We start from the raw sequence: 21,447 nt of genomic DNA on the forward strand, positions 1-21,447 counted from the left end.
AAAATGAGAGCGATTAGCATCCCTGACCGTGTATCGGCCTACGGAAAAACCCATGACTACCGCCCTGGACACCCTGCAACGCCCGGTCAACCACCTGATTCGCCTCGGTGTAGCGCTCGCTGCCATCGGTGCGCTGGTGAACCTGGTGCCCTTCATTGCCCTGACCGAACTGGCGCGCCTGCTACTGGCCGGCACTGTCGACCGGCAAGCCCTATGGCTGTGCGCCGGGTGGGTGGTGATTGCCCTGTGCCTCGGCTGGATGGCCTGCGGTGCCGCGTTGTGGCTGACCCATCTGGCGGACCATCGCTTGCAAGCGAGCTTGCGCGAAGCCATGGTCGGCAAACTCGCCCGCGTGCCCCTCGGCTGGTATAGCGAATCCAATTCCGGCGCAGTGCGCAAGGGAGTCCAGGACGACCTCGAAGACCTGCATCACCTGATCGCCCATCACGCCGTGGAGCGCACCGCCGCCATCGTCACCCCCCTGGCCGGGCTGGTGTGGCTGGCCAGTCTGAACTGGCGCCTGGCGTTGCTGGCAGTGCTGACCCTGCCCCTCTACGGGCTGGCCTATACCCTGATGATGCGTGGCTTTGCCAGCAAGATGCAGTTGCTGGACCAGAGCATGACCCGCATCAGCGCAGCCATTGTCGAGTTCGTACACGGGATTGCCGTGGTCAAGGCATTTGGCCGGGTCGGCCAGGCCCATCGCAGCTATCAACAGGCGGTCAACCAGTTCGGCCGGCAGTACGCCGGCTGGGTGCGGCCCTTGCTGCGCCTGGAAGCCATTTCGTCGATGGCCCTGAGCGTGCCGGTGATTCTGCTGGTCAGCCTGGGGGTGGGCAGCCTGTGGTTGAGTCGCGGCTGGATCACGCCGCTGGAACTGTTCGCCGAAACCCTGGTGGCCGTGGTGATCCCGCAGTCGTTGCTGGTGATCAATCAGAGCCTGACCGCCCAACGCACCGCCCAGGCCGCCGCCGGGCGGATCGAAGCCCTGTTGAGCATAGAAGAACTGCCTGCGGCGCCACGCTACAGCCAACCGGTGGAGCACGCCGTGACCTTCGAGCAGGTCGAGTTTGGCTACGACGCAGCGCAGCCGATCCTCAAGGGCATCGACTTGCATTGCAAGGCGGGCACGATCACCGCGCTGGTGGGCAGTTCCGGTGCCGGCAAATCGACCCTGGCCAAGCTGGTGCCGCGCTTTCACGACGTCAACGCTGGCCGGGTGCTGGTGGGCGGCGTCGATGTGCGGCAGATCGACCCGGACCAGTTGTACCGGCACGTCGGTTTTGTCTTGCAGGATGCACAACTGGTGCATGGCAGCGTGGCCGATAACCTGCGCCTTGGCTGCCCCACTGCCTGCGATGAGCAATTGCAGGCCGCTGCCCGCGCGGCGCAGATTCATCAGCGCATCCTGGCCCTGCCCCGGGGTTATCAGTCTGTGATTGGCGATGACGCGATCTTCTCCGGCGGCGAGGCGCAGCGCCTGTCAATCGCCCGCACGCTGCTGGCGGACACCCCGGTGCTGATCCTCGACGAAGCCACCTCCCACGCCGACCCGCAATCCGAGGCGTTGATCCAGGACGCGCTCTCAGCGCTGGCGCGGGGGCGCACGGTGTTGGTGATTGCCCATCGCCTGGCGAGTATTCGCGATGTCGACCAGATCGTCGTGCTCGACCATGGCCGTATTGTCGAATGTGGTCGCCATCATCAACTGCTGCAAGCCGACGGGGCCTATGCCCGGTTATGGCACGCCAGCGCCGTGGAGGTCTCGCAATGATCCGCAGTCTGCTGACCCTGCTGGGTCCGGCCCACGCCACGCGCCTGTACCGTTACCTCGCCTGGCTGGTGGCCAGTGCCGTGTTGCAAGGCTTGGCGGTGGCGTTGCTGGTGCCGATCCTCCACGCGCTGTTTGCCGGTAACCTGCCGCTGGCCATGACCTGGCTCGCCGGCCTGGCGGCGATGGTGCTGCTGACCTGCATCGCCCACTACCAGCAGGCGATGCAGGGGTTCGCCCTGGCACTGCTGGTGCTCACCACCTTGCATGAACGCCTTGGCCAGCACCTGATGCGCCTGCCCTTGGGCTGGTTCAACAGCGAGAAAGTCGGCCAACTGTCGCGCAGCGCCACCAGCGGTACGCTGATGGTCACCGGGCTGTTTGCCCATTATCTGGGCCCGGTGGTGTCCGGTGTCGTGGTGCCTGCCACCGTTGCGCTGACCCTGTTTGTATTTGACTGGCGGCTGGGGCTCACGGCGGTTGCGTGTGCGCCGCTGATCTACTTCACCCATCACTGGTCGGCCAATGCCATTGGCGCCAATGATGCACGGGTCGAAGCCGCGGCCAGCGAAGCCGGCAACCGGGTGGTGGAGTTTGCCCGCTATCAGCAGGTGCTGCGTGCTTTTGGCCAGGCGCAGCGCGGCTATCGGCCATTACAGGCGGCCAATCGCGCACAGCAACAGGCCGGTGGCTCGATGCTGGCGCAGACCTTTCCCAAGTTGCTGGCCGGTGGCCTGAGCGTGCAACTGGCGTTCGCCCTGTTGGTAGCGGTAGGCATCGCCCTGGCGGCCACCCAACAGATCGATGCTATCGAGTTGGTGGCGTTGCTGGCCCTGGCCGCACGGTTTGTCGGCCCCCTGGCGGAGGCGGCCGCGCGCAGCGGTTTGTTGCGCATGGCCAGCAACGACCTGGAACAACTGGCGAGCATCCTGCGCCAACCCGCGCTGCCTGCGCCGGCCACCAGCCTGCCCCTGACAGCACCCGGCAGCCTGGAATTCGACCGGGTGGGCTTTGCCTACCCCTGTGGCCCGCCGGTGCTCAAGGACCTGAGCTTCAGCGCCCAGCCCAACACAATGACGGCGATTGTCGGCGCGTCGGGCTCGGGCAAGACCACCGTCACCCGCCTGCTGATGCGCTTCTTCGATGCCAGCGAGGGCAGCGTCAAGGTAGGCGGCGTAGATGTGCGCGCGTTGTCCAGCGAAGCCCTGATGGCGCAGCTGTCCCTGGTGATGCAGGACGTGTATCTGTTCGATGACAGCCTGGAGGCCAATATTCGTGTGGGCAACCCGGATGCCAGCGCCCGGCAGTTGGCGCAAGCGGCAACATTGGCGGGAGTCGATGAGATTGTGGCGCGCCTGCCACAAGGCTGGGCCACCCCGGTGGGAGAAGGCGGTACCAGCCTGTCCGGGGGTGAACGCCAACGCGTGTCCCTGGCGCGTGCCCTGCTCAAACGCGCGCCCATCGTGCTGCTGGATGAAGCCACGGCGGCACTCGACCCGCAGAATGAGGCTTACGTGCAAGCCGCCATTGGCACGCTGATCCAGAACGCCACCGTACTGGTGATCGCCCATCGTTTGCCGACCATCATGGCGGCCGACCAGATCCTGGTGCTGGATGAAGGGCGCCTGGTGGAGTCTGGCAGCCACCGTCAGTTGCTCGCCGACAACGGGCGCTACGCCGGCTTCTGGCACGAGCGTCAACGGGCGGGCGGTTGGCGCCTGAAGGCGGAACGTCCCTCTTTATAGGAGTCGGCTTGCCGGCGATGGCGTCCTATAAAATGCAGAGCATCCCGTTGACCAAGCCGATCAGCACCAACATCAAACAAAACGTTGACTTAGTAAGACGCCAAGACAAACTGCATCAAGCTACCAGATGGGCATCGGGCCCGGGCTTCAATTGCTTCAATCACGGTAATCACACAAGGAGGTGTTTGATGCTGCACAGTCAACGTATCGATATCAGTGAAGAACGCAAAGCCCTGATCGACCAGGGCCGCCTGGCAACCCGCAATTTGGGCGAGTGCCTGGCAGTTGACCAGGTGGCGCTGACAGCGGCCCTTGCCCCGCAGTTCGACCCGTCGCTGGCCGTGGCCCTGCAGACCGCAGCCCAGGCTGGCCAGGCGCTGGGCATCTCCAAGAAAGTCGCCGCCATGGGTCTCCTGTTGGGGCAGTGGCTGGAAAGCTCCGCCCGGCCCTTGCGCGAGCAGACCTGGCGCCTGCTGCTGGAGCATCCATCGGACACCGTGCGCAGTTGGGCGGCCTTCGCCAATGCCTATTGCGAACGTAACAGTGAGCCGGAAAAGGCCTTGCTGAGCCAGTTCCGGTTCGCCACCGACAGCCACTTTGGCGTGCGCGAATGGGCCTGGATTGCCTTGCGGCCGCTTCTGACCCAGGACCTGCCTACCTCCCTGGCACTGCTACGCCGCCATGCCCGTAGCGACGATCCGCTAATACGCCGTTTCTGCGTTGAAATCCTACGCCCGCGTGGCGTCTGGTGCGAACACATCGCCCACCTCAAGGCCGAGCCGCAAATAGCCGAGCCCTTGCTGATCGCAATGCTTGAAGAATCCGACAAATATGCCCAAGACTCGGTGGCCAACTGGATCAACGACGCCAGCAAGACCCGGCCAGACTGGGTACAGCAACTCTTTGAGCGCTATCCGCCCAACAGCAAGGCCGCCACCCGGATTTTTACCCGGGCTACTCGCAGCCTTTCTCAATAGACATGCTGTGGAAAAGGTGAGCCACAGAAGCGGCTCACCCAAGGGCTTTAGAAATGCCACTCCAGATGCACGGTGGGTGCGTAGGTGTCGGTGCCGGGTTTATGGATCGCGCCGTACTTGTGTTTCCAGTACTCGTAGCCTGGACCGATCAGCAGGGTATTTTTGCGAGCGAATGCCAGTTGCCCGACATCGACCATCAATGACGCACGCACCAGGCTTTCCTCGGCCGTGTCCTGCTTGAAGTAATCCTTGCCCTTCTCGGTCTTGTAGCTGGCAAAGCCCTGGAACTTGAGGGGCACGCCAGCCACCTGGAACGGGATGCCCCAGACCATGTGCAACACATAGTACGGGTCGAACTGGATGTTTTCGGTCTGGCACGCATTCAACCCGCAGTGGTTCCACTCCATGGCATACAGCAGGCTGATATCCAGGTAACCGGGCACGTCGAACTTGAGCGTCGGGCCGGCCACCAGCATGCGCTTGCGGGTGGCGAACTCGGTGTTCTTGTAGTTGAGCTCAACCCCGCCGCTCAGGGCCACCTCCTTGACCGGGCCAAACGCCATCGACCGCTCGAACACCTGGCTGAGGAACAGTTGATGGCGGTACACCAGATAGGCCTCGGTTGCCCCCGAATCGCTGTCTTTCTTTGGATCGTTACTGTCGGACTTGAGCACGTCCAGGTTGAAAAAATTGGAACCGGCTTCATTGCCGCTGGCATGGCCCAGTTGGTAGATCTCCTTCTGGACCTTGCCGCGGATACTGGGTTCGGTGAAGTCGGTACCGTAGCGAAAACCGATGAAGGTGTCGCTCCAATCCCTGGCCTGCACCGGGCTTGAGATCAGGCTCATTGCGCCTGCGGTTATCAGAAGGGCCTTGCAATACGTTTTTTGTAATTGTTGTACGTACATGTTCAGGATTCCATCACGTCAAAGTTCCAGCCATCCCGGTTTCCAGGCATGCGCAAGCCTTGCCCGGACGACCACGAGGGCCGGGTTCAAGTTGCCAGTTGTGCTGTGGTTTAGCGGGCGTCAGGCATGGGTATAACGAGTGGATTGCCAGGCAATCATTTGCCAGCCGTTATTGCCCGCCTTCCACACGCTGATGTAGCGCGAGTTGAGGAGCATGGGCTCGCCACGGATCACCACGTCCATGTCGATCAGCCCGGTAACGACCACGCAGTCCCCTGCCCTGCGCATCTGCTCGTCACGGCTGGTGAAACCCCGATAGCGCCAGACGCCCTCTCGCATGCCCTGCAGGTAGCTGCTCTTGCTGTCGCTCTTGCCGTCCGAGTGGCTGTAGGTCAAGTCGCGGGTATAGAGGCTTTCCAGAAAGTCCATATCGCCCTCGACCATGGCCTGGCGGCGGCGCAATTCCAGGGTTTGGATCTGTTGTTCTACGCGTTGCTCTAACATCGCTTGACACTCCAGGTTGATCTCAAACATCAGGAATCCGTGGTTTTCAGCGTCACGCCCGCGCTGGCGGGCAGATCCGACTCCACCTGGGGCATGAACAACAGGGTGAGGGTGGCCAGGGCAAAGAACCCGGCGCACACCAACAGGCCCCACGCCAGGCTGTAGTGGGTCGCGATGCCGCTCAACAGCAACGGCGCAAAAGCCGCCAGGCCCCGGCCAAAGTTGAAGCAGAAGCCCGCGCCGAGGGTGCGTACCCGAGTGGGGTACAACGCACTGAAGTAGGAGGCAAACAAACTGGCGAAGGCGTAGAAGAAGGCATAGATCGGCCCCAGCCAGAACAGGATGGCGTTATCGGTGGTAAGTGCATAAATCGACAACATCACCGCACTGCCGAGCAATGACAGGAGCGTGGCATTGCGTTTGCCGATGTGGTCGGCGATGAAGCCAAAGGCATTGATACCGATAAAGGCGCCGATATTGAGGATCGCCATGAAGTTGGCCATCATGCCAATGTCCAGTCCGCGTTCCTTGATCAAGTAGGTGGGCAACCAGGTACTCGCCCCCCAGAAACCAATCACCGCAAAACTCGCCGCCAGGGTACCCAGCAGGGTCAGGCGCAGCAGTTCGGGGGAAAATATTTCGCGTACCGAGACGTGCTTGTGCTGCCTGGGGCCGGCCAGGTTGCGGGTTTTCTGCGCGGTCCACTCCAGTGACTCGGGCACAAAGAAGAACAGATACGCCAGCGGGATCAGGGTGGAGATCCCGGCCACCATGAACAAGGTCTGCCAGTCAGGCAGGTAGCTGGCCGCCGCCATTGCCGCGATGGCCGCGCCAATCGGGAATGAACTCAACACGAACCCGATCGCTCGTGCCCGCTGATGGGCAGGCCAGGTTTCCGTTACATAGGCCGAGACAATCCCCCACACCCCGCCCAAGCCCAGCCCGGACAGAAACCGCAGGAGCAGGAGCAAGCCCCAGTTGTGCGTGGTAGCGACCAGCGTGGTCAACACGCCGAACACGATCAACGAGATCAGCAGGGCTTTGCGTCGGCCGTAGTTGTCGCAATACCAGCCCGTGGTAATGCCGCTCAAACCGATCCCCAGCAGGGTTGCCGAGGCGAGCATACCGGCTTCATTGAACGTCAGGCCCAGGTCCTGGCGGATCACCGGGAGTGCGATGGTGAGTAGGATGATCTCCATGGCGTCAAACAGATACGCGAGGAAACCGCCGATAAGTACATGCCATTTGGATAGAGCTCGCATTGCAGGTTTTCCTTATTGTTGTTGTTTTGCCAGGCCGATCGACAGACGTGATGCGTCGCAGCACGCTTGATCGGCCTGGAGGATTTACGGGTGCGGTCAGTCAGTTACAGCAGCGCGCAGGCCTCGTCGAAGTCCAGGCGCGGGTTACGGGCAAAGAGTTTTGCGGGGTCGCCATAGCCGAGGTTGCACAGGAAGTTCGACTTGATCTGCATCCCGGCAAAGGCCTGCATGCCCTCGGCCCCTGGAGCGAAAAACGCCTGGTCGACCTGTGCGTGGTCAAACCCGGACATCGGCCCGCAGTCGAGGCCCAGGGCCCGGGCTGCGAGGATGAAGTAGCCGCCCTGCAGCGAACTGTTGCGAAAGGCGGTGGATTCAAGCAAATCCGGCTGGTCGGCAAACCAGTCGCGTACCGTGGGGTTGTGCGCAAACAACCTGGGTAACTGCTTATGGAACTGCGTGTCGTAGCCAATGATTGCCGTCACCGGGGCGCCCAGGGTCTTCTCGACATTGCCGGCGCTCAGGGCTGGCAGCAAACGTTGCCGGGCTTGGGCGCTGCACAAAAACACAATGCGCGCCGGGCAGCCGTTGGCGCTGGTCGGGCCCCAGCGCACCAGGTCGTAGAGTTTCTTCAGGGTGTGATCATCCACCGGTTTATCCAGCCAGCCATTCTGGCTACGGGCCTGGCGAAACAACCTATCGAGCACCTGCTCGCTGATTACCTGACTCATGGCATCTGTCCTCAACTGCGTCGTTGACGGTCTGAAGTCGACCGGGGCACGGTCTGTTCGGCGGCACACTCCCCACCCAGGAAGAACTCCACCGACATCGGCGGGCCCCACTGGTAGAGGCTGGCGTCGCACGCCTGGGTGTAACCCGAGGGCGAGTCCTGGTTGAACAGGTCGCCATCGGTGAAGTGCTCGATAAGGTTGCCGGACGGGTCCCGCCAATAATCGAAAATCTGGCTGCCCAGCATGTGCCGGCCTACCCCCCAGAACGGCGACCAGCCTTGCAGGGTCATCCACTCGTGGCCCAGGCACTGCGCGTCAAAATCCTGCACCTCGAAGGACACGTGATGGACGAAGTCCTTCGGCGCCTGGAACAAGGCGATGGTGTGATGGTCAGTCCAGGCGCTGCCACGGTTCAATCGCAGGAAGGCCGCGCTCGGGCGGTCCCGGTCAGGCTCTTCGACCACCAGGTCCGAAGGCAGCATGCCGAGCATTTGCTGGTACCAGGCCAGGTGTCGGGGCATGTCCTGCACGCCAATCGCCGCATGGCCCAGGCGCAGGACCTGTGCCGCACCCTTGCCGGGCCGTTGCACATCGCCAAAGCGTTGCTTGTGATGGGCCGAGTTGAGTGTCAGCGCAGCACGCTGGGGCAGCGTGCCCACGGCTTCGATACCGTGAACCAACTCGATGCGCCGCCCCGAGGGATCATGCAAGGCGACGTACTGCCCTCCTCCCGGACCTTCCAGCGCCCGGATCACCGAGGCCCCCGGCAGCCGGCTGGCCTGGTGCAAATCGTCGAGGCTTTCGACGGCGAATGCGATGGCGCCAAAGCTGGCTTCACTGGCCTTCTCGGCGATGTACACATAGGGTAGCGAGCAGGTGCCGCGAAAATACAGGCGTTGCTCGGTGCGGTGCATGACCACCAGGCCGAAATCGGTCAGAAAACGTTCGACCACCCCAAGGTCGGGATGACGGTAGAGCACATGGTTGATGTCTTTGATCTGCAGCACGGTAGTTGCTCCTGGGCATTCAAGGGGCAGGACAACCGGTGGTCAAAACCAGGGCAGCCGGGATCGCTGCCCACCGTGGTAACGGTCGGTCGGTTGTACTGCGCTCACGAAAACTGACGCGTGGACTCAGGCCGCTGGCGGCTCGTCGGCGATCAGGTTGCTCAAGGTGCCAAGGCCTTCGATCTCCACGGTGCAGAGGTCGCCAGGCTTCATGAACAGTGGCGGGCGTCGCGCCCAGCCAATCCCTGCGGGGGTGCCGGTGACGATCACGTCACCGGGTTCCAGGGTCACCGCTTCACTGAGCACGGCGATCAGTTCGGCGACCCCAAAGATCATGTCGGCGGTATTGCCCTGCTGCACCACCGTGCCGTTGAGGCGGGTCACCAGGTTCAGGCCGACAGCCCCCGCGGGCAGTTCGTCGGCACTGACGAAGGTCGGGCCAAACGCGCCGGTGGCGTCGAAGTTCTTGCCAATGGTCCATTGCGGCGACTTGAACTGGTAATCGCGCACCGAGGCTTCATTGAAGATCGCGTATCCCGCCACATGCGCCAGGGCCTGTTCACGGGAGATATGTCGACCACCGGTGCCGATCACCACCGCCAACTCCCCTTCGTAGTCCAGTTGTTCGGAGACACGCGGGCGCAAGATGGGTTCGCCATGGCCGATCAGGCTGGTGCTGAAACGCGGGAAAAAAGTCGGATAGGCCGGCTGCTCGTACGGGCTTTCCTTGGTGTGATCGGCATAGTTCAGGCCGACACATACAATCTTGCCCGGACGCTCCAGCGGTGGCAGGTAGCGCAGCTTCGATGGATCGAGCAAACGGGCGTCGCTCAAGCGCTGATGGGCCGCTTGCAGCGCCTCGGGGCCGGCGTTGAGCAGGCTCTCCAGGGTGCCCGGATAACCGCTTTCCTGTTCGCTCAAACCTCGCAGCACGCCTGCGTGTTCAATGGCCAGGCCTTTGCTGGAGCCTTCCACAAAGTGTACGAAACGCATGATCACTACCTCTGTTGTTGTTATAGATAGGTACGGTACGTTACCGTACCCTTTTGACGAAAATGCGCCCAAATAAATAACTCGTCAAGGGTGATCAAAGTGTTTTTTACAAAAAACATTCCAGGACAATCGCTTGATTCGTCCCCCTGTGTGGCTGGAAGGCTTGTGCAGAGCGGCGTAGGCTAGGAGAACTTTTGAATTGTTCTTTTCAGGAATAGCCGAGCCACATGCAAACCCCTACCCCGAGGCAAGCAGCAAAGCGTCAAAGTATTCTCCAGGTTGCGACTGAAATGTTTCTCGCAGAAGGCTATTCCGGGGTTAGTGTTGACGGGATCATCGCCAACATTGGCGGCTCCAAGCGCACGCTCTATGCCTACTTCGGTGGCAAGGAAGGGTTGTTCGCGGCGATCATCGAGCAGCTGTGCGCAGAGAACGTCAGCCCGCTGACCCACATGACTCTCGCCCAGAAGCCTCTAGACGAGGCGCTGAAGACCATTGCCCGGGTCTTTCTCGATGTGGTGCTGTCGCCTCGCACCCTGGCCCTGCATCGCCTGATCGTGTCCGAGGCCCTGCGCGCGCCGGAGGCTGCAAAGTCGTTTTTCGAGGCTGCGCCCGCCACGGCCTATAGCTGCCTGGCCGATTACTTCACCTGGGCCGAAGAAGCCGGGCTGGTCATCCCCGGCAACCCGCAGACCCGCGCAAAGATCTTCCTTGATGCACTGACCGGCGACCTGCAGTTGCGTTGCCTGCTGGGGCTTAGCCCATGCCCTGGAAAAGCCGCGCGCGAACACCTGATCAGCGAGACCACGGCGATTTTTATCAACGGGTTGTCAACTCAGTAGCCTGGCATAAACCTCAGTTGATCACTTGTGGCAAATCAACGCAGCCCCCGTGATCTCGGCCCCATCGGAGGTTTCCTTGCCATCTGCCACCGCCATGCTGTCGGCCCCCAGAGCACCTGCGGCGTTGAAAGCCAGGCGTAGCGTTTCGTCCGGGCCGGATCCGCGCACGGTGAACATCTTGATCAGGTTGCATTGATTCGAGGATGAAGCCGTGACCAAACTGACGCCAAGGCCCTGCTCGGTCAACTGGGTCGAGCAGGCAGAGATCATCGTCATCAGTACGAGTAGTGCTGAGAATGGGCGGTACATAATGTGAGGCTCCCCTGGGTCTTAGGTTCTGGAACGGTCGGCATTCAACGATTAGGCAGGCACTAAAACCCATGAAGGTAACGTAGCGTCAACTGGGTGCCCTGCGCGCGGTTTTCAGCACCGCTTTCAAAATACAGATTGGCGAAGAATGTCTGTTTTCCTTGCTGATACATCACGCCTGGCCCGATCCCTGTCACCTGTTCCCTGGAGTTAAGCTGGCGATGCCCATCAATCCGGTCGTCGCTGATCTGATTGAGTTGATAGCCTGCAACGCCGACGCGCCACTTCTCGGCGAGCGCATAGGAAACCGACAGGTTGCTGTGAAACGCCTCTCCCGGCTGGATACTGTTGGCGTGCAGGACTGACGCCGGATCGTTGTTGCGGCTTGACCACGCATAGTTGAAACGACCGCTGACTTCCAGGCGGTCAGTCAACTCCCAGGTAAATACGTAATGCGGGTTGAACACCCAGACATTGCTCCCGGTATTGAGGCTCGAATCCTTGTTATAGGAGCCTGTGGGCAGCGAGAACACGAAATTCAGGCGCTGCCAGTACGGGCGGCCGAAGAACGACACCGGGGCCCATTGCAGCAGGAACGGACTGACGATCATGTCACCCTGGCGCGTCCGTCGTCCCTTGGGGCCCTGATCGATATCTATATCCAGGTTCACCAATGGCAGCAGCACTTCGGCGCCATAGTTCGCCCCCAGCAAAGTCTTGTTGCTGAAGTAAGCCAGGTGCGGCAGTACCGTGGTGCTGTGCACCTGCTGCCGCCCCGGGCGTGCATGGCCGTGGGCATCGTAGGCCGAGTTGCTGCGGTAATACTGCACCGGTAACTCGAACAACGCACCGGGGCCGGCGACCCCATCCATGAAACTGGCATTGCCCAGGGCCAGGGGCGGCAGGCTGACGCTGTCAGCCTCGCTCGTGGCGCAGGCCAGTGCCGAGCTGATGCCCAGCACCCGAATCCATTGGGTTTGACTCATACAACACCTTCATTGAATGGCGGCTAGAAAACACTGAATGGGTAATCGACAATCACCCGGTACTCATCGGCGTTTGAGTTGCCACGGGTGTTGCCCGGCGCGGTATATCCCTGCGCTGAACGGTGTGCGGCCCAGCGCAGGGTGATATTCAAGCCTTTGGCCTTGCCGTCTGGCACCCCATAGCGCAGGGCGACGTCCCGCTCCCAATGGTGTGCATCTTTACCGGCGGCGTTATAGATGTAGCCGTAGCCTGTGCTATTGGGATCGACCCGGGTCAGGTCCGCTTCACCGCGGGTGTATGAGGTGCTGAGCTGGAAATCCGGCGCGCGGATAAACGCCAGGCTGGTCTGGTATTGAACCTTCCAGGACTTTTCGCCCGGTGCGTTGAAGTCTGCGTATTGCTGGGAGTTGCCCAGGTAAAGGAAGGTCCGGTCGTCCTGGACCATGTAGTCGAACGGCGTGTCACCGTTCACCTTCTGCATCCCCAGGGTCAGGCTCTGGCCTGCACCGGACAAGGTCAGGCCGCCGCTGTAGGTGTTGTTGTCGATATGGCCCAACTGGCGCTGGCCCTGGTCGCGGGTTTTGAAGTAGCGCAGGTACGGCGTCAACGTAAGCCCAGGCGTCAGCTTGAATGGCTGGCTGACCCCGGCGTAGTACTGGTTCCAGATATCACTCAATTGGCCGCCATACAGGGTCAGTGTTAGCCCGCCGGGCACCGCGTAGACGCCGCCCAGCCAACTCATGGACGCGCTTTCACGATCAGCGGCCACCCCGGCCTTGTTGCCGGTGCCGTAACTGGTGGTCAAGTGGCTTTGGCCGCTCTGGTTGCGCTGGCGTGTTGAGTCGATCCAGCCGGTGTCCAGCGTCAGGTGTTCCAGGCTGTAGTTCTTGAGCGTGACACCGCGAAATGTCTGGGGAAAGACTCGGCTGACGCCACTGGCGATCAGCGGGTTTTCAAGGTACTGGTCACCTGCCTGCATCAGGCTGTCAAACCCGCGCAGCTTGAGCGCCGCGCCCGCAGCGGAAAAGTCAGACTCCGGCGCGCCTTTTGAGTCCAGCGGCAGCAATCCGGCCCCGCCACTGCCCCCTCCTCCATCCAGCTTGAGCCCATAAAAACCATGCACATCGAGCCCGACCCCAATGGGCGTGTCGGTGTATCCCGAACGAAAGGACAGGTACACGCCCTGCACCCACTCGCGCTGGTCGCGCCTGGACGGTGTGTTGTGGTTATCACGGCCCAGGTAGTAATTGCGCAGCAAGCCATTGAGGGACGAGCCGCTGACAAATCCCGGTGTGACCGACAGCTCAGCCTTTTGCCGCTCATTGATACCGGTGCTGAGGTTATCTCTCTGGTCCATGGAGTTATCGGCATAGGCCCCTGCTGCCGACAACGAGACCGTCAGCGAGATTGAAACCCGTATAAGCCGGCGCAATGACACACTCATCAGCGTTGCTCCTGTTGCTCAAGCACCGTCACCGTCGCCGTAGTACCTGCCCGCAAGCGGTCCTTGGCGGCGTATGCAGGATCGATCTGAATTCTCACAGGTACCCGCTGGGCCAGCTTGACCCAGGTGTAGCTGGGGTTGATGTTGGCCAGCAAGCGGCTGCCGGGCGCGTTCTCACGGTCGGTGATGGCGAAGGCAATGCTCTGCACGGTTCCGGTAAAGGTCTCGCCGCTCATCAACTGGATCCGCACTGGGTTACCTTGTGCGATGCGCGGCAACTTGGTTTCCTCGAAGTAGCCACTGACATAAAACGAGTCGCTGTCCACCAACGCCAGCAAGGCACCGCCGGTACTGGCGTAGTCGCCCTGGCGGGTCAGCAGGTTGGTCACATAGCCACTGACTGGCGCCACCACGCGGGTGCGCTGCAGGTCGAGTTCGGCCTGGGTCAAGGCAGCCTTTGCCAACTGCACATTGGCTTGGGCCAGCCCGAGGTTGGCCTGGTTGCTGAGCAACTGCGCCTGAGCGATAGCCACGTCGGTATTGGACTTCTCCCATTCCTCGCCGGAGATGGCGAACCCTTGCTTGAGGCTACGCCGGCGTCGCTCTTCACTTTGGCGCTGCTTGAGCTGCGCCTGGCTGGCAATGATTGCCGCCTCGGACTGGCCCATTGTGGCCTGGGCCACTTCAACCGAGCGCCGTGCGTGTTCGACTGCCAGGGCATAACGCGCCGGGTCGATTTGCAGTAGCAGCTCACCTTTGCTCACATGCTGGTTATCCTGCACACGCAAACTGGCGATCAGCCCGGAGACGTCCGCTGATAAGGTCACCACATCAGCGCGCACCCTGGCATCGCGGGTCCAGGGTGAACGGGTGTAGTGCTCCCAGGCGAACCAGCCCAGGACCAACGCCAGCAAGACAACCGCCAGGGTAATCAGTTGGGCGATATATTTTTTCAAGGTGATGAGGCTCCCATTACTAGAATCACAACAGCACATACGCAGACATAGAGCGCTCCCTCAAACAGCGCCTCATGCCAGACAAACCGCAACACGCCCAGCCGGCGCAAGGACCAGCCCAGCGCCATAAAAATCGGTAGCGCCAGCAGCAGAGCCTGGGCAATGGGCGGCAGGTAGACGCCGCCCACCTCAAAATCAATGGGCAAGAGACGGCACTCCTTTTTCATCGGTTTCAAGAAATTCGCGGTAGCGCTCAATGAACGAGGCAACGATCAGCAGTGCCACGCGAATGCGAAACACCGACCATAACTGCTCATGCCCGGACGAAAGCTCAGCGGCATGCAGTTGGTCCAGGTCATCGCCCAGGTGCCGCAAAGCGTCGGTCAACGCCTGCCAGTCGACGGTGTGCCTTCCCGCCACATAGCGGCCTGACTGGTCCAGAACCGACTGCAAACGTGCCTGGGTTTGCACCGTCAGCAATGTATTGCTTTGCCCTTGTTGCTTGAGCTGGTTCAACGCCACGCCCAGGGCCATGCAGGCCAGACTGACCTCGAACAGTGCATGGGCTCGCGGGTCTTTGGTCGCGGGCAACAAGCCCAGCATCATGGTCAGGCGATCCATCATCCGGCTTTCAAAGGCGAACTGCTGCTGATCCGCCGCCGAGGTCTTGAGCAAGACGTAGACCTGCTCCCGGCTCTCATCGAACAGACGTTGAATGCGCCGGACCGGGTTGAATGGAAACACCCAGGAATACACCAGTAACGATAAGGTGCAAGCCCCGATATACGCTCCGGCAAATTCGAACCACTGACTCGCCGTGTTCTGCCAGGCCCCGATATTCTGCGGGCCCACCATCAGGAAGGTCGAAAGCCCCAGGCCCATGCCTATACCGGCCGTCAGCGGGCTGGCCAGGCCCACAGCGATCACATAGAGCAGCGGCGCCAGAATCAACAGCAGCATTTCGACGTCGCCAATGGCGGGCACCAGCATGAATTGATAGACCGCTGAAATCACCAGCGACAGGCCAAATCCACGCGCATAATTCTGGCTCGCCGCCAGGGGACGTGGAAAGGTCGCCATCAATGAGCACAGGATCCCCACCAGGATCATCCCTGCCCGTGCGCCATCCCAAGCCGTTTCGATCCAGATCAATCCGCACACGAGCAAGGCAATGAACGCTCGGGCAGCGTTCATTCCCGCCAGGCGCCAGTCCAGGTACAGCGGGTTACTTCGGCTCTGGCGGTGCAGGCAGTTGGCCGGGCGGCCCTCCTGGATGGCATCGCTCAGTTCCAGGATTTCCTCCAGTTGTTGCAACAGCCTTGCCTGTTCCCAACGCAAGGCCCACGCCAGGGCGCGTAACGAGCCGGTGATGGGCTGGTCACGCTGCTCGACCTTGTTGGCCTGCTGGTCAAAGCGCTGTTGCAACACGCTAAAGCGCTGGCGCGCCTCAGGCGATAATGAACGCCCCGCCACTGCCAGCTCATCCAGGAACGCCAGTTCATCAGCGCGCAGCTGTTGAATGTCTTCGGGAAGCTCACCTTGCCAACGCTCACCGATCAGCGTGCGCTGACGGCGCAGCACCGTCAGGCGTGAAGTCAGCAATACCAATTGATTACCCAGCAACTGCACCAGGCCGTTGGCACTGCGCAACCGTGGCGCGTCGAAATACAAATGCCGGCGCAGGCCTTCCAGTGCGTTGATTTCGCCCAGTAACTGCATCTGGCGCTTATGGAAATCGGCCTCGCTCTCCTCGGTACGAATCACCGCCGCCGCATGGGCCGCCATCAATTTCAGGACTTGATCGACCTTGGCAAAGTACCCCCGCGCCACCGCTTCCGGGCGCGCCGTCAACAGGCTGACCACGCCGACACAGGCAACCGCCAGCAGCGTCTCAGTGAGTCGGGTGATCGCCAGCATCAAGGTATTATCCTGCTCCGGCACCGCTAGCAGCCCCACGACGACCGCGGTGAAGCCACTGAGCACAAAGGCATGGGAACTGGTGTAACGCAGCAACGTCCCGCCCGCCGTGCAGAACGCCAGCCACAGCGACAAGGTGACAATGAATGGGACCGGTGCCTGAGGGAAAACGCCCATGATCAGCACCGCTACTGCCGCGCCGACCAACGTGCCGATAATCTGCGAAAAACTACGCTGCAACGCCATGCCACCCAAGGGTTGGCTGACGATAATCACCGCCATTACCGACCATTTTGGTTGATCAAGGTCGAAGATAAAGGCCAGGTACAAGGTCAACAATCCGGCCGCAACCGTGCGTAAGGCAAATAGCAGCACGGCCAGGCCTGGGTTAAACACCACTTTGAAATAGTTGATCAGTGGCTGCATAAACGGCCCGCCCATAGATAAAACCACTGCTACTTATTGTCGCTTCATGAAAAAGGACCCGGTTGCCCTATGTCCCTACATAGCCTTCAACCGAGCCAAGAGAGGAGCACCTCTAGTTATCTCTTACTTAACAACCTATCCAGGCTGTATAGCCCACCACCGCTCACCAGCACATATAACAGCCCGCCACTGATCGCCAGGTTTTTCATCAAGTGCGTCATCTGGTTGGTATCTCCAGGATGGAAATGAAAAAGAAGGCCGGCTACAGCAGAAAAGGCACTGATGATGACCGCCGCAGGTTTAGTCTTGAAACCGAGCAATAGCGCAGGAGCGACGACCAGTTCAACGGCGAGGGCAATCAAATAGGCAACTGAAGCGAGAGGCAGCCCTGCGCTGTCGATATAGCCTATCGTGCCTTCATAGTTCATCAACTTGCCAAGCCCGCTCCAGATAAAAAGCAAGCTGATAAGAACCCGCCCAACCAACATTATTGTGTTCATGGGTAAAGCCTCATAGATGAGTGCACGCAATAAGCGTTAGCTGAAAGTCAGGCAGGGCAGAGCCTGCTAGACTTGAATAGCTCAGCAGAAAACTATTTTTTTAGTGTCGCGACTTCTATCGAGTGCCTTCTTTTAGCCCAAGCAGTTGCCACTCCCAACGCAACCCTTGGCCAAAAGCCCCGCCCAACTCAGCAAAAAGCTTGGCCACCTCGCCCGCCGTCTCTTCACGGGACCAGTCACGCTGCAACTCACTGATGTAGACCGCCGCCGTCAACGGACGGGCACCGGCTTGCACCATGCGCTGTACACCCCGCTCATGGCCTTCAGTGCTGCCCCCACCTGCCGCATCGGTGACGATGTACACCTCATACCCGGCCGCCAACGTACTCAACACCGCAAAGCTCAGGCAGACCTCGGTCCACAGGCCTGCGATCACCAGTTTTTTCTTGCCGGTGTCTTCGACCCACTGGCGTACCCGAGGGTCATCCCAGGAGTTCAGGCCGGTGCGGTCGATGGGCTTTTGCTCGGGAAACACCGCCTGCAACTCCTGGAAAATTTCCTGGCGCTCGGCATAGGCTGTGGTCAATAGCGTCGGGACATTGAAGATTTTTGCGCCCTTGGCCAGCAAGGTGGTGTTGGTAACAACCGTATCGGCCGAATGAGAGCGCACGGCCAACAGTTGAAGGTATTGATGGTCAATCAACAACAGGGCGTGATTGTCTGCGGTCAATAAAGGGTCGTTAGCTGGAACCTGGTTGTTTTTCATCTGAACGTTCCTCGTCTCGGGCTGAAGTGGAGGCTGCCTGTCGCAGCACAGCCTCCACACCTGGGCTTACTTGCCCTCAGTCAACGCGTTGTAGCTGGTGAACAGGTTGCGATAGTCCGGGATGTGGTTGGAGAACAAAGTCCCCAGGCCTTCGATATCGTTGCGCCAGTCGCGGTGCAACTCACAGGCCAGGCCAAACCAGGTCATCAACTGCGCGCCGTTGGCGGTCATGCGGGCCCAGGCCGATTGCTGGGTCAGTTCGTTGAAGGTGCCGGAGGCATCGGTCACCACAAACACGTCATAACCTTCAGCCAGGGCCGACAGTGCCGGGAACGCCACGCACACTTCGGTCACAACGCCGGCGATGATCAGTTGCTTCTTGCCAGTGGCCTTGATGGCCTTGACGAAGTCTTCGTTGTCCCAGGCGTTGATCTGGCCAGGGCGGGCGATGTACGGCGCGTCCGGGAACAGTGCCTTGAGCTCGGGGACCAGCGGGCCGTTGGGGCCGGTTTCGAAACTGGTGGTGAGGATGGTCGGCAGCTTGAAGTACTTGGCCAGGTCAGCCAGGGCCAGTACGTTGTTCTTGAACTTGTCGGGCTCGATATCGCGGACCAGTGACAGCAGGCCAGCCTGATGGTCAACCAGCAGAACAGCTGCGTTGTCTTTGTCCAAGCGAACGTAGGGTTTAGACATGATGATGCTCCTGATAAAAAGGGGCGCCTCGAAATGGGGCGCGCCGGGAAGGACAAACCTTGATTACTTGCGCTCGGAGTCTAGTTCTTCGTGGTTGTTTGCCACTTCCTGCGCCTTGATGTAGCTCTCGATCAATAGCTGGTAGTGCGGCATCGCCTGGGTGTAGACATTCGCCCACTCCTGGGCATCCGGACGGTTCCACGAGCCTTGCAGTTCCGACAGCGTGCCCATGATGTCGATCGGCACCACGCCGGCCTGGGCCAGACGGGCTACGGTGAGGTCAGTGGCCAGTCGCGAGTGGTTACCGGAAGCGTCGACCACGGCGAATACCTTGTAGCCTTCATGCACTGCAGCAATAGAGGGGAATGCCAGGCACACGCTGGTCAGGGTGCCGGCAATGACCAAGGTCTTCTTGCCGGTGGCTTTGACGGCGGCACGGAATTCAGGGTTGTCCCAGGCATTGATCTCGCCACGGCGGGCAACGTATTGGGCGTGGGGTGCCGATTCATGGATTTCCGGAATCAACGGCCCGTTCGGCCCCTGGGGCACCGAAGCGGTGGTGATCACCGGGATCTTCAGCAGGGTCGCCGCCTTGGCCAAGGCAATGGCGTTGGCGCGCAATTGAGGAACATCAATGTCCTTGACGATCTGGAACAGGCCACTCTGGTGGTCGATCAACAGCATGGCGGTGTCGGTGGGATCAATCGTCGGCTTCTGACCATTAAAGTTTGCAGCGTTACCTGAAGCGCTCATTTGCATTTCCTCTTGCATGGATGAACCTCCCTGGTGTTATTGCCTGCCAAATGCCCGGCAGACGCTGCACATCCTGTGCAGATACGAATACGTTGCCGATCACATCGGCTCGTGCAGGGGCTCGCCGCTCAGGAGCAACACTTTCGAGTCCCGACTGGCCTCCAGCAGCAGGTCACTGCCCTGCGGGTCCAGCAAGGCCAGGTGCGCCTCGCGCAAGGTGTCGACGCCGTTCAAGCGGACGACCCCGTCAAGCAGCACCACCGCGCAGGTAAACCCGCTGTTCAGGTGCACAGTCACGCGCCTGCCGGCGCGCAGGCGCAGGTCCCATATGTGTACCGGTGTAACGGTCTTAACCGGTCCTGTCTGGCCGGCATACTGTCCCGCAATGATTCGAATCTGCCCGGCAGCACCAGGCAATTCCAACACTGGAACATCTGTGCGCCTCAATAGTTGGTAGCTCAACGCGATCATTTTTTGCGCATCGGGCAGTTTTACCCATAGCTGGACCACCTCCAGTGTTCCACCTGTGCGCGTAAAGTCCGCTGAGTGAGAGTCCTCATGCAGCACTCCCGCTGCAGTTGTCATCCACTGCACATCACCGGCACCGATCAGCGCGTTGCCCCCCGTTGAATCCCGGTGCTCCAACTCGCCTTCATAGACAATCGTGACTGCCTCCCCCCCTCGACACGGATACTCGCCGCCCCCTCGACGCTGACTGGAGGCCGTAAACTCAGTAGGTCCAGCGTAGTCCAGCAAAAAAAACGGACTAATATGCCGCCCCAGAATGTTGTGGGAGAGCAGCGAGCGCACCTGGAAGCCATCACCGACCCAGCGGCGGTTGGAGCTGCCATAAATGCCTAGAACCTTCTTCATGATGGTTCCCGGAAGAAACAATGGCACCACATTAGTCGTCTCACTAGGTGTTCGGTAGTGGTTGAATTAAACTTCACCATCTCAAAAATGGAACGATGCGCATGTTTGACCTGAATGAACTCTTCCTCTTCGCCAAGGTGGTTGAGCATGGCGGCTTCGCGGCAGCCGGTCGGGCGCTCAACATGCCCAAGTCGACCTTGAGCCGACGGGTCAGCCAGCTTGAGGCGCGGCTGGGGGCTCGACTGATACAGCGTTCTACCCGCCAGTTCCAGGTCACCGATATTGGCCTGGCCTACTACCGCCACTGCGTGGCGATGACCGCCGAGGCAGAGTCTGCCGAGGACCTGATCGCCTTCAACAAAGCCGAACCACGCGGGGTGATTCGCCTGAGCTGCACCACCCCACTGCTCAATTACTGGGTGGCGCCGCTGCTCGGCCAGTTCATGGCGCAATGCCCCAGCGTCGAACTCAACGTGAAAAGTTTCAACCGCAAGGTGGACCTGATCAGCGAGGGATACGACATTGCGTTGAACCTGTGCTTTCCACCGCTGGAAAGCAGCGATCTGGTGATGAAGGTGCTCGCCAGAAGCCCCCAGGCACTGGTCGCGAGCCCGGCCTTTTTGCAGCAGCATCCACTGCCGCTACTGCCCGCCGACTTATCAGGACTGCCGAGCATCAGTTGGGGCAACCCGATGCTGCATTACGTCTGGGGGCTGAACGGGCCGGAAGGCGTCACGGCCGAGATCTGCCACACGCCACGGCTGGTCAGCGATGACATGCCCACCCTGAAAAGTGCCGCGCTGCTGGGTGTGGGCATCGCCAACCTACCGTTGGCCGTGGTCAAGAATGAGATAGAAGACGGCCAACTGGTCAGCCTGCTTCCCGAATGGCAGCCCGTCGAAGGCGTTATCAGCGCGGTCTTCCCGTCGAGGCGCGGGCTGTTGCCGTCAGTCCGGACCTTGATCGATTTTCTGGCCCAAGCGTTTGAAGCACAGCCGGGATTCGAGGGTTCTCGCAACAACTGAAGAGGTCATTTCACGCGAGGTGATGATGACGACAAAAATATCGTGCGCTACTAGCATGCTG

22 protein-coding genes are annotated in these 21,447 nt (G+C 60.5%); 5 read left to right on the forward strand and 17 right to left on the reverse strand.

Annotated elements, in window-relative coordinates; genetic code table 11:
• Nucleotides 1-52 precede the first annotated feature (52 nt).
• The 3 genes from BFQ03_RS11625 (at nucleotide 53) to BFQ03_RS11635 (ending at nucleotide 4,493) form a co-directional block, all read left to right on the forward strand.
• Entirely contained in the window at nucleotides 53-1,774 is a 1,722-nt protein-coding gene (locus BFQ03_RS11625; RefSeq protein WP_065943144.1) for an ABC transporter ATP-binding protein, read from the forward strand.
• Entirely contained in the window at nucleotides 1,771-3,516 is a 1,746-nt protein-coding gene (locus tag BFQ03_RS11630; protein ID WP_065943145.1) for an ABC transporter ATP-binding protein, read from the forward strand. Before BFQ03_RS11625 ends, BFQ03_RS11630 begins: the two co-directional genes overlap by 4 nt.
• Before the next feature lie 212 nt (nucleotides 3,517-3,728).
• Complete coding sequence (locus BFQ03_RS11635; RefSeq protein ID WP_083204838.1) at nucleotides 3,729-4,493, forward strand: DNA alkylation repair protein; 765 nt, start codon at nucleotides 3,729-3,731, stop codon at nucleotides 4,491-4,493.
• 47 nt (nucleotides 4,494-4,540) lie between these two features.
• Here BFQ03_RS11635 and BFQ03_RS11640 read toward each other — a convergent pair whose 3' ends face one another.
• The 6 genes from BFQ03_RS11640 to BFQ03_RS11665 form a co-directional block, all read right to left on the reverse strand.
• Nucleotides 4,541-5,341 (reverse strand): hypothetical protein, encoded by an 801-nt coding sequence (locus tag BFQ03_RS11640; protein WP_223232682.1) that lies wholly within the window; start codon nucleotides 5,339-5,341, stop codon nucleotides 4,541-4,543.
• A gap of 180 nt (nucleotides 5,342-5,521) precedes the next feature.
• Complete coding sequence (locus BFQ03_RS11645; protein ID WP_032861464.1) at nucleotides 5,522-5,905, reverse strand: nuclear transport factor 2 family protein; 384 nt, start codon at nucleotides 5,903-5,905, stop codon at nucleotides 5,522-5,524.
• Between the two features lie 29 nt (nucleotides 5,906-5,934).
• Nucleotides 5,935-7,167, reverse strand: a complete 1,233-nt coding sequence (locus BFQ03_RS11650; protein ID WP_065943147.1) for an MFS transporter — start codon at nucleotides 7,165-7,167, stop codon at nucleotides 5,935-5,937.
• A gap of 104 nt (nucleotides 7,168-7,271) precedes the next feature.
• Complete coding sequence (locus tag BFQ03_RS11655) at nucleotides 7,272-7,895, reverse strand: malonic semialdehyde reductase (protein WP_032861397.1); 624 nt, start codon at nucleotides 7,893-7,895, stop codon at nucleotides 7,272-7,274.
• Nucleotides 7,896-7,906: 11 nt separating this feature from the next.
• Nucleotides 7,907-8,902, reverse strand: coding sequence for a 2,4,5-trihydroxytoluene oxygenase (locus BFQ03_RS11660; protein ID WP_032861398.1), 996 nt, complete (start codon nucleotides 8,900-8,902; stop codon nucleotides 7,907-7,909).
• Nucleotides 8,903-9,028: 126 nt separating this feature from the next.
• Nucleotides 9,029-9,895, reverse strand: a complete 867-nt coding sequence (locus tag BFQ03_RS11665; protein WP_065943148.1) for a fumarylacetoacetate hydrolase family protein — start codon at nucleotides 9,893-9,895, stop codon at nucleotides 9,029-9,031.
• 227 nt (nucleotides 9,896-10,122) lie between these two features.
• Here BFQ03_RS11665 and BFQ03_RS11670 point away from each other — a divergent pair, with 227 nt between their 5' ends.
• Nucleotides 10,123-10,737 carry a TetR/AcrR family transcriptional regulator gene (locus BFQ03_RS11670; protein ID WP_065943149.1) on the forward strand — a complete coding sequence of 205 codons (615 nt, stop codon included), beginning with the start codon at nucleotides 10,123-10,125 and terminating at the stop codon, nucleotides 10,735-10,737.
• A gap of 21 nt (nucleotides 10,738-10,758) precedes the next feature.
• Here BFQ03_RS11670 and BFQ03_RS11675 read toward each other — a convergent pair whose 3' ends face one another.
• The 11 genes from BFQ03_RS11675 to BFQ03_RS11725 form a co-directional block, all read right to left on the reverse strand.
• Complete coding sequence (locus BFQ03_RS11675) at nucleotides 10,759-11,046, reverse strand: hypothetical protein (protein WP_065943150.1); 288 nt, start codon at nucleotides 11,044-11,046, stop codon at nucleotides 10,759-10,761.
• A gap of 62 nt (nucleotides 11,047-11,108) precedes the next feature.
• Entirely contained in the window at nucleotides 11,109-12,032 is a 924-nt protein-coding gene (locus BFQ03_RS11680; protein ID WP_065943151.1) for a SphA family protein, read from the reverse strand.
• Nucleotides 12,033-12,055: 23 nt separating this feature from the next.
• Nucleotides 12,056-13,477 carry an OprD family outer membrane porin gene (locus BFQ03_RS11685; protein WP_065943152.1) on the reverse strand — a complete coding sequence of 474 codons (1,422 nt, stop codon included), beginning with the start codon at nucleotides 13,475-13,477 and terminating at the stop codon, nucleotides 12,056-12,058.
• Nucleotides 13,477-14,433 (reverse strand): HlyD family secretion protein, encoded by a 957-nt coding sequence (locus BFQ03_RS11690; protein ID WP_175403893.1) that lies wholly within the window; start codon nucleotides 14,431-14,433, stop codon nucleotides 13,477-13,479. Before BFQ03_RS11690 ends, BFQ03_RS11685 begins: the two co-directional genes overlap by 1 nt.
• A complete protein-coding gene (locus tag BFQ03_RS11695; RefSeq protein WP_032861403.1) occupies nucleotides 14,430-14,639 on the reverse strand; it encodes a DUF1656 domain-containing protein in 210 nt (69 codons plus the stop codon). Before BFQ03_RS11695 ends, BFQ03_RS11690 begins: the two co-directional genes overlap by 4 nt.
• Nucleotides 14,629-16,776 carry an FUSC family protein gene (locus tag BFQ03_RS11700; RefSeq protein WP_065943179.1) on the reverse strand — a complete coding sequence of 716 codons (2,148 nt, stop codon included), beginning with the start codon at nucleotides 16,774-16,776 and terminating at the stop codon, nucleotides 14,629-14,631. The genes BFQ03_RS11695 and BFQ03_RS11700 overlap by 11 nt, the downstream gene beginning before the upstream one ends.
• Before the next feature lie 116 nt (nucleotides 16,777-16,892).
• Nucleotides 16,893-17,276 carry a DoxX family protein gene (locus tag BFQ03_RS11705; protein ID WP_065943154.1) on the reverse strand — a complete coding sequence of 128 codons (384 nt, stop codon included), beginning with the start codon at nucleotides 17,274-17,276 and terminating at the stop codon, nucleotides 16,893-16,895.
• 115 nt (nucleotides 17,277-17,391) lie between these two features.
• A complete protein-coding gene (locus BFQ03_RS11710; RefSeq protein ID WP_065943155.1) occupies nucleotides 17,392-18,042 on the reverse strand; it encodes a hydrolase in 651 nt (216 codons plus the stop codon).
• A 66-nt stretch (nucleotides 18,043-18,108) separates the two neighbouring features.
• Nucleotides 18,109-18,735, reverse strand: a complete 627-nt coding sequence (ycaC, locus tag BFQ03_RS11715) for an isochorismate family cysteine hydrolase YcaC (protein WP_032861405.1) — start codon at nucleotides 18,733-18,735, stop codon at nucleotides 18,109-18,111.
• Nucleotides 18,736-18,798: 63 nt separating this feature from the next.
• The gene (locus BFQ03_RS11720; RefSeq protein WP_065943180.1) at nucleotides 18,799-19,488 is read right to left on the reverse strand and encodes an isochorismatase family protein; all 690 of its coding nucleotides are present in this window, start codon (nucleotides 19,486-19,488) and stop codon (nucleotides 18,799-18,801) included.
• A 99-nt stretch (nucleotides 19,489-19,587) separates the two neighbouring features.
• Nucleotides 19,588-20,361, reverse strand: a complete 774-nt coding sequence (locus BFQ03_RS11725; RefSeq protein ID WP_065943156.1) for a pirin family protein — start codon at nucleotides 20,359-20,361, stop codon at nucleotides 19,588-19,590.
• Between the two features lie 101 nt (nucleotides 20,362-20,462).
• Between BFQ03_RS11725 and BFQ03_RS11730 the strand changes: the two genes are divergently transcribed.
• Nucleotides 20,463-21,386, forward strand: coding sequence for a LysR substrate-binding domain-containing protein (locus BFQ03_RS11730; RefSeq protein WP_065943157.1), 924 nt, complete (start codon nucleotides 20,463-20,465; stop codon nucleotides 21,384-21,386).
• Nucleotides 21,387-21,447 lie beyond the last annotated feature (61 nt).

The organism is Pseudomonas sp. 25 R 14 (genome assembly GCF_900004755.1).
Lineage (GTDB): Bacteria > Pseudomonadota > Gammaproteobacteria > Pseudomonadales > Pseudomonadaceae > Aquipseudomonas > Aquipseudomonas brenneri.

Excerpts from the sequence above, each read along its gene's own strand:
- BFQ03_RS11670 (WP_065943149.1), top strand. The coding sequence starts at position 10,123 with ATGCAAACCCCTACCCCGAGGCAAGCAGCAAAGCGTCAAAGTATTCTC.
- BFQ03_RS11665 (WP_065943148.1), bottom strand. The coding sequence starts at position 9,895 with ATGCGTTTCGTACACTTTGTGGAAGGCTCCAGCAAAGGCCTGGCCATT.
- BFQ03_RS11685 (WP_065943152.1), bottom strand. The coding sequence starts at position 13,477 with ATGAGTGTGTCATTGCGCCGGCTTATACGGGTTTCAATCTCGCTGACG.
- BFQ03_RS11630 (WP_065943145.1), top strand. The coding sequence starts at position 1,771 with ATGATCCGCAGTCTGCTGACCCTGCTGGGTCCGGCCCACGCCACGCGC.
- BFQ03_RS11730 (WP_065943157.1), top strand. The coding sequence starts at position 20,463 with ATGTTTGACCTGAATGAACTCTTCCTCTTCGCCAAGGTGGTTGAGCAT.
- BFQ03_RS11675 (WP_065943150.1), bottom strand. The coding sequence starts at position 11,046 with ATGTACCGCCCATTCTCAGCACTACTCGTACTGATGACGATGATCTCT.
- BFQ03_RS11705 (WP_065943154.1), bottom strand. The coding sequence starts at position 17,276 with ATGAACACAATAATGTTGGTTGGGCGGGTTCTTATCAGCTTGCTTTTT.
- BFQ03_RS11645 (WP_032861464.1), bottom strand. The coding sequence starts at position 5,905 with ATGTTAGAGCAACGCGTAGAACAACAGATCCAAACCCTGGAATTGCGC.
- BFQ03_RS11700 (WP_065943179.1), bottom strand. The coding sequence starts at position 16,776 with ATGCAGCCACTGATCAACTATTTCAAAGTGGTGTTTAACCCAGGCCTG.
- BFQ03_RS11710 (WP_065943155.1), bottom strand. The coding sequence starts at position 18,042 with ATGAAAAACAACCAGGTTCCAGCTAACGACCCTTTATTGACCGCAGAC.
- BFQ03_RS11725 (WP_065943156.1), bottom strand. The coding sequence starts at position 20,361 with ATGAAGAAGGTTCTAGGCATTTATGGCAGCTCCAACCGCCGCTGGGTC.
- BFQ03_RS11640 (WP_223232682.1), bottom strand. The coding sequence starts at position 5,341 with ATGAGCCTGATCTCAAGCCCGGTGCAGGCCAGGGATTGGAGCGACACC.
- BFQ03_RS11720 (WP_065943180.1), bottom strand. The coding sequence starts at position 19,488 with ATGAGCGCTTCAGGTAACGCTGCAAACTTTAATGGTCAGAAGCCGACG.
- BFQ03_RS11655 (WP_032861397.1), bottom strand. The coding sequence starts at position 7,895 with ATGAGTCAGGTAATCAGCGAGCAGGTGCTCGATAGGTTGTTTCGCCAG.
- BFQ03_RS11680 (WP_065943151.1), bottom strand. The coding sequence starts at position 12,032 with ATGAGTCAAACCCAATGGATTCGGGTGCTGGGCATCAGCTCGGCACTG.
- ycaC (WP_032861405.1), bottom strand. The coding sequence starts at position 18,735 with ATGTCTAAACCCTACGTTCGCTTGGACAAAGACAACGCAGCTGTTCTG.
- BFQ03_RS11625 (WP_065943144.1), top strand. The coding sequence starts at position 53 with ATGACTACCGCCCTGGACACCCTGCAACGCCCGGTCAACCACCTGATT.
- BFQ03_RS11650 (WP_065943147.1), bottom strand. The coding sequence starts at position 7,167 with ATGCGAGCTCTATCCAAATGGCATGTACTTATCGGCGGTTTCCTCGCG.